Origin of the sequence: Sagittula sp. NFXS13 (assembly GCF_040148795.1) — a bacterium.
In the GTDB taxonomy this organism is placed as follows: Bacteria; Pseudomonadota; Alphaproteobacteria; order Rhodobacterales; family Rhodobacteraceae; genus Sagittula; species Sagittula marina.
Genome location: NZ_JAGEMH010000001.1, coordinates 855,841 through 869,568 on the forward strand (window position 1 = coordinate 855,841; position 13,728 = coordinate 869,568).

General features: G+C 59.6%; 12 protein-coding genes and 1 pseudogene. 3 read left to right on the plus strand and 10 right to left on the minus strand.

Going from position 1 to position 13,728, the window contains the following annotated elements; translation table 11 throughout:
- Positions 1–38 precede the first annotated feature (38 nt).
- On the plus strand, positions 39–1,016 hold the full coding sequence (locus tag J4E08_RS04050) for a Bug family tripartite tricarboxylate transporter substrate binding protein (RefSeq protein ID WP_349537384.1): 978 nt from the start codon (positions 39–41) through the stop codon (positions 1,014–1,016).
- Positions 1,017–1,137: 121 nt separating this feature from the next.
- Here the strand turns inward: J4E08_RS04050 and J4E08_RS04055 are convergent, their stop codons facing one another.
- Positions 1,138–1,704, minus strand: a complete 567-nt coding sequence (locus J4E08_RS04055; RefSeq protein ID WP_349537385.1) for a TetR/AcrR family transcriptional regulator — start codon at positions 1,702–1,704, stop codon at positions 1,138–1,140.
- 129 nt (positions 1,705–1,833) lie between these two features.
- On the minus strand, positions 1,834–2,751 hold the full coding sequence (locus J4E08_RS04060; RefSeq protein WP_349537386.1) for a LysR family transcriptional regulator: 918 nt from the start codon (positions 2,749–2,751) through the stop codon (positions 1,834–1,836).
- A 109-nt stretch (positions 2,752–2,860) separates the two neighbouring features.
- Between J4E08_RS04060 and J4E08_RS04065 the strand changes: the two genes are divergently transcribed.
- A complete protein-coding gene (locus J4E08_RS04065) occupies positions 2,861–3,928 on the plus strand; it encodes an LLM class flavin-dependent oxidoreductase (RefSeq protein WP_349537387.1) in 1,068 nt (355 codons plus the stop codon).
- Positions 3,929–3,931: 3 nt separating this feature from the next.
- Positions 3,932–4,732 (plus strand): flavin reductase family protein, encoded by an 801-nt coding sequence (locus tag J4E08_RS04070; protein WP_349537388.1) that lies wholly within the window; start codon positions 3,932–3,934, stop codon positions 4,730–4,732.
- A 53-nt stretch (positions 4,733–4,785) separates the two neighbouring features.
- On the opposite strand, the gene J4E08_RS04075 is transcribed toward J4E08_RS04070, so the two are convergent.
- The 8 genes and pseudogenes from J4E08_RS04075 to J4E08_RS04110 form a co-directional block, all read right to left on the minus strand.
- A complete protein-coding gene (locus J4E08_RS04075) occupies positions 4,786–5,307 on the minus strand; it encodes a nuclear transport factor 2 family protein (protein ID WP_349537389.1) in 522 nt (173 codons plus the stop codon).
- 57 nt (positions 5,308–5,364) lie between these two features.
- On the minus strand, positions 5,365–6,858 hold the full coding sequence (locus J4E08_RS04080; RefSeq protein ID WP_349537390.1) for a 3-hydroxyacyl-CoA dehydrogenase: 1,494 nt from the start codon (positions 6,856–6,858) through the stop codon (positions 5,365–5,367).
- A gap of 3 nt (positions 6,859–6,861) precedes the next feature.
- Positions 6,862–7,632 carry an enoyl-CoA hydratase-related protein gene (locus tag J4E08_RS04085; RefSeq protein WP_349537391.1) on the minus strand — a complete coding sequence of 257 codons (771 nt, stop codon included), beginning with the start codon at positions 7,630–7,632 and terminating at the stop codon, positions 6,862–6,864.
- Between the two features lie 376 nt (positions 7,633–8,008).
- Positions 8,009–8,809: pseudogene (locus tag J4E08_RS04090) on the minus strand (transposase); the annotation flags it as partial.
- A 594-nt stretch (positions 8,810–9,403) separates the two neighbouring features.
- On the minus strand, positions 9,404–10,495 hold the full coding sequence (gene dctP, locus J4E08_RS04095; RefSeq protein ID WP_183964847.1) for a TRAP transporter substrate-binding protein DctP: 1,092 nt from the start codon (positions 10,493–10,495) through the stop codon (positions 9,404–9,406).
- A 27-nt stretch (positions 10,496–10,522) separates the two neighbouring features.
- The gene (locus J4E08_RS04100; RefSeq protein WP_349537458.1) at positions 10,523–11,818 is read right to left on the minus strand and encodes a TRAP transporter large permease; all 1,296 of its coding nucleotides are present in this window, start codon (positions 11,816–11,818) and stop codon (positions 10,523–10,525) included.
- A gap of 32 nt (positions 11,819–11,850) precedes the next feature.
- Positions 11,851–12,345 carry a TRAP transporter small permease subunit gene (locus J4E08_RS04105; protein ID WP_349537392.1) on the minus strand — a complete coding sequence of 165 codons (495 nt, stop codon included), beginning with the start codon at positions 12,343–12,345 and terminating at the stop codon, positions 11,851–11,853.
- Positions 12,346–12,601: 256 nt separating this feature from the next.
- The gene (locus J4E08_RS04110) at positions 12,602–12,883 is read right to left on the minus strand and encodes a hypothetical protein (RefSeq protein ID WP_349537393.1); all 282 of its coding nucleotides are present in this window, start codon (positions 12,881–12,883) and stop codon (positions 12,602–12,604) included.
- Positions 12,884–13,728 lie beyond the last annotated feature (845 nt).

Below are 13,728 nucleotides of genomic sequence, written 5' to 3' on the forward strand. Positions count from 1 at the left end.
CAACCAACCGTCCAGTCACCTGAGGGAGGAGACTATCCATGACCACGTATTCGCGCAGAAATCTGATCATTGCCGCAGCGCTTTCAGGCGCATCCGCATTTATGCCCTTCGCTGCTTTCGCACAGTCCGGCGATCCGATCACCCTTGTCGTACCGTACGGCGGCGGTGGTCTCATCGACGGTTTGGTGCGCGAGATCGGCGGCATGATGTCCGACGATCTTGGCCAGCCGGTGATCATCGAGAACAAGCCCGGTTCCAACGGCATCATCGGCGCGACCTACGCCGCCAATGCCAAACCCGACGGCCTGACCTATTTCATCGGTGCCACCGGGCCGCTGTCGCTCAATGTGATGTTGCGGGAGGGGCTGACCTATGACCTTGACAGCTTTACCCCTGTTGGCACCATGATGAGCGGGCCACTGACGGTGACAATTCCTGCCTCGATAGAGGCCAACAACCTTGAAGAGCTGAAGGCATACGCCGATGAGCTGGGGCAACCCTTGCGCTACGCGACGCTTGGACCGGGTTCGGTCACACATCTGTTCGGCAAGGTTTTGCAGGACAAGCTCGGCATCGACTTGATCGACGTCGCCTACCCGGACAACCCTTCCGCTGTTGTGGACTTGATCGGTGGCCTTAACGATCTGAACTTTTCGACCCCGATTTCGCTGGTGAAATACGAGAACGCAGGCGACGTGAAAATGCTCGCGATCTCCTCGCCGGAGCGGCACGAGAAGTTCCCGGATCTTCCGACCACGACCGAACTGGGATACCCGGACCTGGTGTCGTCATTCTGGTTCGGGATGCTGGCGCCCACCGGCACCCCGGAGGAAGACATCCAGCGGGTGTCCACAGCGCTGCAAAACGCGATGCAAGACCCTGATCTGCAAACAAAGATGTCGAATGTCGGCATGACACCGCAGGTTGGCGGCATGGACGCCATGCAGGCGCAACTCGATTGGGACAAAGATTTCTGGGGCACCGTCATCAAGGAAAATGACATCCACCTTCAGTAAGTACAGTGACATTTCATGAAAAGCGCCTGTTCCAGCTCGGAGCAGGCGCTGTTCTTTATACGGTGCGTTTTAAGACGTCCTTGCGCAGCCCAGTGCCGTCAGCGTCAAACCGGAATGCGGGTCAGTCGCGCTTGACGCAGACACCACCCAGCAAGATATCGGCGTAATTATCAACGATCTCTTCCGGGGTCAGGGATTTCTCCGGGTCATGCCAACGATGCATCCAGTTGATCCCTGAAAGCACGAGACGGCCGGTCATCGCGGGATCGACGGGATTGAATTCTCCGCGTGCGATGCCCTCCTTGATAATGTCGCGAAGCATCTTTTCGAACTCGCGCCGGCGGGCAAGCCTCCGCTCCATGCGGTGCCGATCAGGGTCGGACCAGAAGGCATTGCTTGCCGCCACCCAAGCAGAGCGGTGTTCGGAGAAAAACCGGGCCGCAGCCCTCATGAAGGCGCGTAACTTTTCCGCCGCGGTGGCATCCTGCGGGATGCTCCCGCGCACGAAAGCATTCAGGTTGCGCGTCGCCTGAAATGAGATCCGCGCGTAGATGTCTTCCTTGCTGGCGAAGTGATGATACAGCAGCGCTTTCGACACACCAGATGCCGTGGCAATGTCGCGCATCGAGGTGGCGTCGTAGCCCTTTTCCGCGAAGAGGTTAGTCCCGGTATCGAGGATGAACTGCACCCTTTCGCTTGGAACGCCTTCTTCATCTGATGTAGTATCATCGGCAATCTGGTCTGTCATAGGTGTCCGCCCGCATGGTCTGAAGGCACAGCCTCGCATGTGACTGACCAGCCGGTCAAGGTGCGCAAATCATGCCCCCTGACGAACGCGATCCCAGTTGTCGACCACGAAATCTATGTATCGCCGCAGCTTGGCCGGCACATAGGGCGTTTGCAGATAGGTGACGAAGATACCCTCGTCAAACGTTGTGTTGGTCACGCGGATATCGGGCAGGATCTCGACCAGCCGCCCGGAACGAATGTCGTCTGTCACCGTGTATTCGTCGAGCAAAGCAATTCCCTTTCCTGCGCGCGCCATTTCCAGCAGAACCAGACCATTGTTGGACATGAAGCTGGTCGGCACGTTGATTTCCGTGGCCGCCTCGCCCTCACCGCGACGAAACCGCCAACACACCGGTTCGGTGTTCAGCCAGTAGGTCAGGCAGGCATGTTCGTGCAAATCGGCGGGTTGCTCTACCGCTCCCGCGCGGGCGATATATCGGGGCGTCGCCACCAAGATGCGCCGCGAGTGGAATAGCCGCCGACGCACCAGCCCGGCCTCTTTGGGAGGTGCGATGCGAAAATCCAGGTCATACTGGTCCTCACGCAAGCGGACCGGACTTTCCGACAGGTGCAGATCGACAATGAGCTCCGGGTTCGCCTCTTGGAACTCGGGCTGTAGCCGCGCCAGGACGCTGATGCCGAACATCGTGCGGGAATGCACGCGCAGCACACCCTGCACCTGATTTTGCTGCGCCGTAGCATTCGTCTCCGCCGCTTTAAGGCTCGCGAGGATCTCGCGCACGTCGTGCAGATAGAGCTCGCCGCTTTCCGTCAGACCCAGAGCGCGGGTCGAGCGCAGCACCAGCGCCACGCCGAGTTCCTCTTCAAGAGCGCTGACATGTCGCGACACCGAAGCTGGCGACAGCCCGTGCTTTCGCCCCGCCGCTGAAAAACTACCGGTGTCGGCGATCGAGACGAACAGTTCCATCGCGCGCAATTTGTCCATGCCGCACCTTTTCAGAAAATGAAAAACTGAACTGCATTCAGATCATCTTCCGGCAAATACTGCAATAATTTATCCTTGGGTCAGTTTCAGTTTCAGGGAGGAGACAATCATGGACTTTGGTGCATTCATCCTCGCGCAGCAGCGCGGCTACCACCAATCCTCGCACGAGGTCATCGCCAATTCGGTCGAACAAACCGTGATGGCAGAACAGGCCGGTTTTGCCAACGCGTGGTACGCCGAGCATCACTTCAACAACTATTCTCTGTCGCCCTCGCCGCTGATGATGGTGGCGCACACAGCCGCAAAGACCACGACGATCCGCCTGGGTTCGGCGGTCTGCATCCTGCCGCTGTATCATGCGCCGCGGTTCCTGGCGGAAGTCGGCTTCGTCGACTCGCTTTCTGGCGGGCGCCTGGAGCTTGGCATCGGCTCGGGCTATCAGGATTTCGAATTCCAGCGTTTCGGCACCAACCTTGATGAGTCGAGCAAGATCTTTGAAGAATACCTCGAAGTGATCCCCAAAGCGCTTGGCAACAAGATCTTCGAGCATCACAGCGAATACCTCGACATTCCGCCCTCCTCCATCGCGACACGCCCGCTGCAAGAGCCGCTGCCGCCGATCTGGGTAACCACCGGCAATCCAAAGCTGCGCAAACGTGCCTTCCGCGAAGGGTGGAACCTGTTCACAACCGCCCTCCTGGGAGGCATGGACCAGATCAAGCGCGTCCGTGGCCAGGTCGACGAAGCGATCGACGCCTCCGGCACCGACGGGTCCAAATCCCGTCTTGGCTTCCTGCGCGTTGGTTATGCGTCGGACAACATGGCAGAGATCGACCACTACCTTGAAAACGCGCTGTTCCAGCGACGCCTGTCCTTCAGCCTCAAGAACCGCAACCAGCAGACCGACGACGGCTACCTGATGAAAGAGGTTCCCACCGACAGCGATCCGTCGCTCGACGAGCTGAAAAAGAACCTTCCAGTTGGCAGCGTGAACCAGGTCATAGACCGTCTGCTGGCCGAGATCGAAGTGCTCAAGCCCGATCATATCGCGCTACAGACGCAACTTGGGGATTTCGACCACAAGACGATGCTCAAGCAGATGGAAGTCTGGGGCGACAAGATCATCCCTGCGATCCAGAAAGAAGTCGGCGCCGGCACGAAAATCGCGGCGGAGTAAGCCATGCGACTTGTTCTGACCCCTGGGGTTCTGCCCCGTCTTGAGCGCGCACATGATTTCAAAGCCTTCTCTGTCGCGGTGCCGACCGCGACAGAGGACCGGCTGGACGCGCTTGTCGCTCCGGTCGGCGAGCTCGCAGAAGACAGACGACACGTCTGGGTGCGCCCCGACGCCGTCCGAGCGCTGACCTTGCTGTCAGGCGATGGTTCCTGGGCCGAAAAGTTCGACGAGATGATGACATATGCCGCCCGCAACGGATGGACCGACGAGACCGGCCGCTTCCGTGCTCACATAGACGAAGTGCAGATCCCTGCCTCGGTCGATGCCGCCTCGTTCCGCGACGCCATGCGCCGGTTTGCTTCCGGTGTCTGCGTCGTTGCAGCGGGCGAAGGCGCTACCCGCTGCGGCATGACCGTCTCGGCCGTTTCATCGGTGTCCGCCGAACCGCCGATGGTGCTGGTGTGTTTGAACCGCGCCTCCGGGTCGCACGACTGCGTCACGGGCGCTGGGACGTTCTCGATCAATATTCTGTCGTCCGAGCAGGAAGAAGAAGCCATGCTCTTTGCCGGTCAACGTGACCGCCACGGGGCCGACCGTTTCGACGATCTGTGGACGCAGGATGTTCTGGGCGCACCGGTCTTGACCACCGCGCATCACGCTCTGATCTGCACCAGCGACAGCCAACACGTTTCCGGAAGTCATACGATCCTCGTCGGGCGAGTGGTCGGCGCTCATTCCGGCGAAACCGAAGGTGCTCTGCTCAACTACAATGGCGAGTTGCGCCGAGGCACATGGGCCGCCTGAGACCTCCCCTACGACGGCCCTTTATGGGCGACCCGCACGATGGGTCGCCCTTTTTAAGCTCCAATTTTATAGACCGGGTCGTCCGGAAACACGCCTCCGATAGGCTGGCGCGGACCGAAGCGGTCGATCTCGCTCGTCTCCGGCACGGCCTGCGGCTCGACCCAGTCATACACCACCACCCTATGCGCGATGCGCCACTCACCAGAACGCCGTTCGAACAGATCGCAGTACCGCCCCGAGAGCATTGCCTGTCGATTGATGCCGTCAGGCCCGACACCGCGTTGCAAGGCATGAAAGTAGCTCTCCACAGCGGCAGATCCGGAACCCCGAAACTCGATCAGGATATTGGTGATGTGGTGGATGTTGCGCGCACCCCGCGCCCAGGCGCCGCGCACGCGGTCGTAAAAATCTTCGACAGGACCAGAGGTGGCCCCGTGCTGGTCCCAGGCCCCTGGCCAATAGGCGCTTTTCAAGGCGTCCTCATCCGCTCGGTCTATGCCGCGCGCATAGCGAAACAGGCAATCGCGGATGGCCTCCCGATGGGCAAGGTCTTCGGTTGAGATCACGGTCGTCATAGGCTCATCCTTCCTGAGGTAGCGGCCCCTCCCCGACGCCGCCACCGTTGCATTCCCTCAATCTGGCGCGCTAAGCGAAAGGTCGAGTCGGGCGCGTCGTTTCAGCCAGAGGCTCGGGCGATACCGTTCGGAGCCGGTCGTCTCCTGAAGCTCCTGCATGGTGGCAAGAACCCGCTCTGCCCCAATGGCATCGCCGTGATCTAGCGGGTTGAACGGGTAGTTCAGGCCCAAGGTCATCGCCTTCCCGAGGTCCGCGGGGCTGCCGACACCAATCTGCGCCATCTCGCAGCACAGGTTGACGATCATCGAGACGATGCGTGGCGCTACAAAACCGGGACTGTCCTTTATGACCTCCACGTGAAGGCCCGCTTGCGTCAGCCACCTCGTCACATCCTCCAGCACATCTGATCCGCCGGGTGCCGTCATCACGGTCACAAGTCCCATCTGCACGCCGGAAAGATCGACCGCCACCGTCCGCCGACGATCTAGCCCAAGCCGTGCAACCATGCTGCTGCAGTCTTCGCCAAGTGGACTGACCAGGATCGGCATTGCGCCATCATCGGCAGCCGCGCTCAGCCCTCTGTCCGTCAAGGCTGCGAAGTCAGTGGCACGTTCAGGCAACACCACCGACAGTTCGGTTCGCGCACTTTCTTCGGGCACCGAAGGCAGCTTGGGCAAATCTTGATCGTAGTCGTAAAATCCCTGCCCGACCTTGCGGCCCAGCAGACCTGCTTCGAACATGTAGGCATGACCGGCTGTTGTCGCGAGACGGCGATCGTGCTTGTATCCTTCGAAGATGAGGGTCGACACCGGGTAGTTTACATCCATGCCTGTCAGGTCCATCAGCTCGAACGGACCCATGCGAAACCCTGCGGCCATCTTCATGATCCGGTCGATCTGGGCTGGGTCGGCCACACCTTCGCCATGGATGTGCAAGGCCTCGGTATAATAGGCACGTCCGCCAAGGTTCACGATGAACCCGGGGCCGTCCTTGGCCAGAACCGGCACCTTTCCCATAGCCTCGGCCAATGCGCGCGTCGTGTCGATCACGGACCGGTCCGTCGCCGCACCACCGATCACCTCGACCAGTTTCATCAAAGGCACGGGGTTGAAGAAGTGCATCCCGACCACGCGGCCCCGTCTGTCACAAGCCTTCGCAATGGATGCAATGGACAGCGAAGATGTGTTCGAGGCCAGGATGGTTTCGGGGCTGACGATCTTTTCCAGCTCGGAAAATAGACCCTGCTTGACGTCGAGCCGTTCAACGATGGCCTCCACCACCAACTGCACGTCCGATAGCGCCGACAGCTCGGACGAGCCGGACAAACGCGCCTTTGCCGCCTCTGCCTGCTCCGGCTGGAGGCGGCCCTTCTCTGTCAGACGGTCAATGCGAGCGTCGATCCCGGCCCGCGCCTTTTCAATGGCTTCTGCGCTCATGTCATTCAGGACAACCTCAAAGCCGGAGGTCGCCAGGACCTGCGCAATACCCGCACCCATGATACCGGCGCCGATAACGCCAACCTTCCTGATGTCTTCGAATGCATAGGCCATCGGTTACTGCCCCTTGAACTTGGGTTCGCGTTTCTCAAGGAAGGCACGCATCCCTTCCTTCTGGTCGTCGGTCGAGAAGAGCATCTGGAACAGTCTGTTCTCAATCATCAGCGCTGTATCGAGCGGTGCGTTTGCCCCTTCGCGCACCGCGTCCTTGATGGCCTGCACCGCCTTGGTCGGCTGCGCGGCGATCTTTCGGGCCATCGTGGTGGCGACCTCCATCACCTGCGCGTCTGGCACAACCTCGGAGACGACGCCAAGATCCATGGCCACATCGGCCGGAAAAAGGTCGCCGGTCAGCAAGTAACGCATTGCCTTCGCCTTGCCCGCGCTGCGCAGTATCTTCTGCGTGCCCCCGGCGCCCGGCATGATCCCGAATCGGATTTCCGGTTGGCCGAACTTGGCAGTGTCCCCGGCGATCACGATGTCGCACATCATGGCCAGCTCGCAGCCACCACCCAGCGCAAGCCCCCGGACCGCAGCAATTACCGGTGTCCGCGAAGCTTCCAGAGCGCGCTTGGCCACCGGCATGCGATCAAAGACTTCGGCCATCGGGCGTGCCTCGGCGATCTCCGACAAGTCGGCCCCGGCGGCAAAAGCCTTTTCATCCCCGGTCAGAATGATGCAACGCACTTCCGCATCGGCGTCAAGCTCCGCGACCGCCTGCGCGATATCGGCGCGTAGCGCACTCGACAGCGCATTGCGTCGCTCCGGGCGGTTGATCCGAATGATGGCAACGCCGTCGCCGGTCCGTTCAATGAGGGCCAAGGACATGAAATTCCTCCTGTAATCATCTCGCCGCGCCTGGCTCAGGGAGCCAACCGTTTCGTTTTCATTTGTATATTGGCCGCTTACTGCGGGAAACGGCTAAGGGGGCCAGATTACCGGGATGATCTGCAAAACAGCTTTGGGCTGACGGGAAAAACAATCTCCGTCATAAAAGCGCGCCAGGCATCGCGGAGAGCCCCGCCCTGCGCTGGGTCACGCACCGGTGTCCGCCCCAGAGCGGCACGTTTGATACGATCCGGCGAAATCTGCTCAGAGCAGGCCGTTGGTTAAATGCCTCCACACACGTGCGCATGGCAAGCGCCTGATGGGGGCCAGCGATTGTGGTAAAAGGCGTTGTTGCCTAAAACGGGTAGTGAACGAATTACGACTTTTCCCAATTTGATTTTTTGACACAGGTGATCCCGGCCGTTCCAAAGGTCGGGAACTGGTTCTTGAGAGCCACGCGGATCAGCGGTCTGCCAAACTGGACCCCCGCGCCATGATATGCCCGCCGAACGGCTTGAGGCATCGCATCCGGGCTTCGATACGATTTCGTGTGCGGTAGCCACTCCATCGTTTCCAGAATGCTCTGCAAAAGGGCACTTTGAGGCACGCAGTAGCTCGTTGCGGGCCGTGGCTGCAGGGCCGTTCTCCGTCCGCAATCGTCCGTTTCGCCTGACCGCAATGGTGGCCTCGGCATCGCGCTCGATGATAGCCGTGTGGCACCGGCTGCTATCGTAGGCGCCGTCCACTGCCCGTAAGGCGATTGCAAAGCAATCTGCCGAGAGGTGCCGATCTGCTCGTTATCGGGTTTCTGCTCCAGCAGGTCGGGAAGGACAGGACTGTCCACTGCCCGACAGTGGTTTGCTTGCAAACCATGACAGGGGTCGTCACCGCGGGGCGTGAACTTCACCGCTCGGATGTCCGACGTGGCGGTATCCCTCGCCAGATGCCATACGCCACTGGCCTCTGCGGCTGGTTCCATGTTTGCGGACCTGCCACTTCCCGTCACCCATCCACTTGATCCCGGTGCTGCCTCTCACCCGCCAGCGTATTGCGAAGCAATGTCCCGCGCGAGCACCAGAAGGTTCAACGGTGCGTCCACACGGCGACAGGGTATCTGGACATTCAAGTTTTTCTGACGCCCACACAGAGTGCGGCAGTCCGGCACCGGCCAATCAAGTCGCGGTCAAACCAGACCAGCAGCGCCCTCCGGCTCCGACGCGGCTTGTTGTAGCTGGAACAGTTCGTGGAGCAGCAGAGGGGGGCAGACGGCTTTGGCATGCCACCGATCGAACCCAAGGGATTCGTGATGTGAAACCCGGGCAGTCTTTATTCGCCAACGCCGTCAAGGTATCTCCTTGCGCCGAAGGCAGATCATGGGCTTGAAAAGACATTTTGAATTGCCGAACCCCGATCGCGGTTTCCCTTTTTTGAGCCCGCACGCTGACTCTCGGGACGCCGCTGTTGCATTGCTCGGCCGCACAGCAGACGTTTCGCGCCGGACACCTTCTGCCCACGGAGCCGTAGCCTTTATTTTCTTGGCCTATACACCCCCTGCCCCGCGCGTTCACATCTGAAGGCAAGCCACCACAACTGCGCCAAGAAAACAAATCCGTCGGTGTCGAGCCCTTGCAAAGCAACGAACTGGCGCTGCTCTTTGAAAGTGGCAGCGCAGGTGCCGAGATAGCGGCGTTTCCTAGGAACGTTTCGTCATAAGGTTGCGAAAAAGGCCGCCCAGTAAGGCGGCCTTTCGCATTTGCGGTCGTTGAAAGGCTTAGCCGTCGACGCAAGCCTGAAGCTCTTCGATCGAAGGGCCGTTGGGTGTGCGGCCCAGATTGTAAGGTGCCGATGCTTCGCGCCACTGGCTGTAGTTGCCCAAGTATTCCGCCATGGAAAGGTAGACCGCACCAGCAGTCGGGCTTTCGCAAGACACTTCGACGATAACCTCGTTGGCGACGTTCTGGACTTCGGCCAGCGCCTCGTCCGTGTAGCGTTCGACGGTCACTTCTTCATCCCATTTCGAGTAGGCCTCGGTGGCGCGCTTTTCCGTAAAGGACAAAGACCAGAGCATTGTCGCGTCGGCCGCGATGCGCAGCTTTTCCTGCGTGTCCGCATCCAGAGCGTCCCATGCGCCCTTGTTGATCGCCACGCCGAACACGGAAGCAGACTGGTGCCAGCCAGGTGTGGACCAGTGTGTCGTAACCTGTTGGAAGCCTGCGGAGTAATCGACGTTCGGGGTAGAAAACTCGCCGCCGTCAATGACGCCACGTTCCAGCGACTGGTAAACTTCGCCACCTGCCATGGAGACCTGGCTGCCGCCGAGACGTTCCAGAATCCGTCCCTGTTCGTTGCCGGAAACCCGCAGGCGCATGCCCTGGAGATCTTCAAGCGTGGTCATGGATTTGTTGGTGTGGAAACCGGATTCGTTGTTGGTCACACCGTACGGGAGGTAGACCATCCCGAACTCACCGTAGGTCTTTTCGTAGAACTCACGACCGCCCCACTGCTGGATCCAGTTGACATAGTCGACGGCATTGAACAGCGCCGGTGTCGTGGCCAGCGGCGTGAAAGCCGCGTCGCGCCCCGCCCAGTAGCCGGGCCAATCCGCGCCCGCCTGAACCGTGCCGGACTGGACCGCGCCAAAGACTTCGCCCGCAGGAACGAGGCTGCCGCCCTCGAAGAAGTCGATGGTCAGCGTGTCGCCGGTCAGCTTGTTGGCGAGGTCGACGAAGTGCTTGTCGAACTCGATCAGTTCCAGCGACGACGGCCACGTGGTGGTCATCATCCAGTTGTCCTGCGCCATGGCAGGCGCAGCAAGCGATACGCTGAGCGTCACCGCGGCGAGTGTAGAGTGGTGCAATTTCATGGTCTTACTCCCTGTTTAACCTTGAATTTAGCGATAAAGCGTGGCGGGCAGCCAAGTCACCAGACCGGGAACCAGCGCCACGGCCACACACATCAACAGGATCAGCCCGATAAACGGCAGAACCCCTTTGATGATGTCCGTGGTCTTGACCTCCTTAGGGGCGATGGCGCGCAGGTAGAACAGCGCATATCCGAAAGGCGGCGTCAGAAACGACGTTTGCAGAACGATCGACATGAGAACAACGAACCACAGCAGATCCACCGATGGCATCTCCTGCACGATGGGCAGGAAGATCGGGAAAGACAGCAAAACAATCCCGGTCCAATCCAGAAACGCCCCGAGGATGAAGACGATGAACATCATCACCGTCATCAGCATCCAGGGTTCCATGTCGAGCCCGCGGATGATTTCCTGCGTGGCCCGCAGACCGCCCGTGATGTTGAAAACACCGGTGAACGCGGTGGCTCCCACAACGATAAAGAGGATCATCGCGCTGGTTTTGCCGGTTTCCTTCAGCGCGTCGTAAAACCCTGCAAGCGTGAACCTGCGGCGCGCGATCACGATGGCCAAAGCCAGAGCTGCACCGATGGCAGAGGCTTCGGTAGCTGTGGCAATACCAGCGAGAAGCGAGCCGAGAATGCCGAAGATCAGCAAGAGCGGCGGCATCGCCTCCTTGAGCAGCATCAGCACCAATTCCCGCCGCGGCGGCATATCGTCGGGCTGAACCGAGGGCGCCATATCCGGGCGCACGGCGGCCACGATCGCGACCCACCCCGCGTACAGCAGGCCGAGGATCACGCCGGGCAGCATGGCCCCTGCGAACAGCTCGCCGACAGACAGCGGCGAGTAGGAGGCCATCAGGATCAGCATGATCGACGGTGGAATAAGGATGCCCAGACAGCCGCTCGCCGCGATTACACCCGTGGTCAGCGTCGGAGCATAGCCGTATTGCAGCATCGGGCGCAGGGCCATGACGCCCATCACGGTGATCGACGCGCCGATGATGCCTGTGGTTGCGGCCAGCAGGATCGAGATGAACACAACCGCAAGCGCCAATCCACCGCGCACGTTGGACATCAAAAGCCGCAAGGATTCGAACATCTTGTCGGTGACACCCGAATTGCTCAGGAACTGGGCCATGAGCACGAAAAGCGGTATGGCGATCAGGGTGTAGTTGTCGATGACATCGCCGAAGATACGGTTGATGACGATGCCGAGGACCATAGGTTTGCCCGCGATCAGCGCGCCCAGCACCGCGGTGCCCCCGAGCACGAACGCAAGGGGATGACCCATCATCAAGCCCACAACCAACATGCCAAACATGATGAGCGCGATGCTCTCGCCGCCAAGCCCGGTCATTGCGCAACCTCCCGACGGTCGAAAATAAGCTTGAGCACTTCGCTGACGCCTTGGATCAAGAGGAGACCGGCCGCAACGCAGAGAGCCGCCTTGAGCGGATAAACTGGCAGGGCCACCGCGCCATATGTTGTTTCGCCTTGCGCCCAGGAGGTCGATGCGAAGTCATAGGAGCGTGTGAGAAAGACCCATGTGAAGGGAAAGAAGAAAATCACGTAGCCGAGAATTTCGACGACGCGCTGTACGCCGTGCGGAAACCGCTCAAGCAGCAGATCGACACGTACATGAGCTTGATGCTTCAGCGCGTAAGCCCCAAGCAAAATGAAATAAAAACCGTACAACTGCTTCGACAGATCGAAGGCCCAGCGGGTCGGCGCGTTCAGCGCGTACCGCATTATCACGTCATAGATAATAATCGTTGCAAAAAGCACGGCCAAAATAACAACGATGCGGCCAATGAATTCGTTGACCGCATCAATAGCCTTGATGATCAAGTTGTATCCCCCCCTGTTAGACCCAAGCTACCGCTGCGTTGCCGCGCGATGGTCTGTCCAGTCGGGAGGCTAGACATTTCAGAGGGATAGGAAAAGGGCGACTCGCCCTGAATTTGGCTTCCGCACCTGAATTAATTGAAATTAAATACTTGATACGCCAAACACCCATCTCACCCGCTCTGTCAGGAGGTGGATCGCATGCCTCTAGACTGCTGAGGGTCGGCCTCAGCAGCCCTTGGTCCGCCAGATTTCAACATCACATCATCCCGCGGCATTTGCGCGTGGCCGGCGCCTTGCCGAGGTGTTGAGGATTGACGACCAGGACCCAGCGCGGTGGATAACCAGGTGCCTGTGTGCGGCGATACGTGCAGCCGTCCGCCGTGGTCAAGTAATTGCCAGCCACGGGCGCGACATAGCCTTGGGAACCGATATAGGGCTGCCCCTGCGCAAGGATGAGGTCTTTGGGAGTGTGGGCCTCTGTCGAGGTCAGCGCAGCCAGTCCCAGAACGGCGTGGGCGAAAATTGTCGTGAAAGCCATGGAAAGCTCCTGTGATTGCGGTTCGATTGGGAAAAACTTCGGCCAAGAATTCGGCGAAATCTTGTGTCGTTACCGGCAGGAGCATGGCGACTGGGTATGTTTTTAGCGTTTAGGCTGATGCCTGAAAACGAGTCTTGAGGCGCTGTTCTCGCCCTGCCTCCAAGATCTTGAGACTGCAGTTTCGCCTGAGCGACAAGAAAAGCCAAAGACGGCACAGGATCGCGCGCACCAAAGTCAGCAGATCGTCGAGCGAGACCAGCAGTGTCGTGGACAAGGTCGCCGACAATCTCGTCCGAAGGCGTTTGCGGCGTGTGGCCGAAGTCCTCGACATTCTCGCGCTGCCGCCTTTTGTAGATATTCTGCTCCACGTCCCCGAAACGCCCGGCCTACTCGGTCGCAGTCCCTTGGCTCGGCAGTATTGCGGCCCGGACTTCCCGCAGCGTCGTGGCTTCCTTGTGAAGATGGATCAGCCTGATCGCACACCCTCCCGAACGTCATCAGAACCGATCTTGCCATGAATAGGGCTGGACAAGGAGGGCTTATGTGACCATCCGGGAGAACCTAATGTCTGACTGCCCAAATGCTCGTAATCGACCTGTCGGAAACGAGATCACGGCGCGTGCATAACCCTAACAAGGCCATCACCCGCGCCGGATGTTTATGAGCGGCTTCCGAGAACATGCCAGAAATCAATTGCGACAAGCAGCCCCTGCCTGGATATGGGTCGGCAACGACAGCCGACATGATCCCCTCAGAACCTGCCGCGCGGCATGACCGCATCTCCCTTGCGGACGCAACTCGTTGGATGGAAATGACCACTGTCTTTCTTGACCTGTAGAATGGTT

What these genes read in the sequence shown, in the direction of transcription:
- J4E08_RS04050 (WP_349537384.1), top strand. Translation starts at nt 39, where the DNA reads ATGACCACGTATTCGCGCAGAAATCTGATCATTGCCGCAGCGCTTTCA.
- J4E08_RS04060 (WP_349537386.1), bottom strand. Translation starts at nt 2,751, where the DNA reads ATGGACAAATTGCGCGCGATGGAACTGTTCGTCTCGATCGCCGACACC.
- J4E08_RS04065 (WP_349537387.1), top strand. Translation starts at nt 2,861, where the DNA reads ATGGACTTTGGTGCATTCATCCTCGCGCAGCAGCGCGGCTACCACCAA.
- J4E08_RS04070 (WP_349537388.1), top strand. Translation starts at nt 3,932, where the DNA reads ATGCGACTTGTTCTGACCCCTGGGGTTCTGCCCCGTCTTGAGCGCGCA.
- J4E08_RS04075 (WP_349537389.1), bottom strand. Translation starts at nt 5,307, where the DNA reads ATGACGACCGTGATCTCAACCGAAGACCTTGCCCATCGGGAGGCCATC.
- J4E08_RS04080 (WP_349537390.1), bottom strand. Translation starts at nt 6,858, where the DNA reads ATGGCCTATGCATTCGAAGACATCAGGAAGGTTGGCGTTATCGGCGCC.
- J4E08_RS04085 (WP_349537391.1), bottom strand. Translation starts at nt 7,632, where the DNA reads ATGTCCTTGGCCCTCATTGAACGGACCGGCGACGGCGTTGCCATCATT.
- dctP (WP_183964847.1), bottom strand. Translation starts at nt 10,495, where the DNA reads ATGAAATTGCACCACTCTACACTCGCCGCGGTGACGCTCAGCGTATCG.
- J4E08_RS04100 (WP_349537458.1), bottom strand. Translation starts at nt 11,818, where the DNA reads ATGTTTGGCATGTTGGTTGTGGGCTTGATGATGGGTCATCCCCTTGCG.
- J4E08_RS04110 (WP_349537393.1), bottom strand. Translation starts at nt 12,883, where the DNA reads ATGGCTTTCACGACAATTTTCGCCCACGCCGTTCTGGGACTGGCTGCG.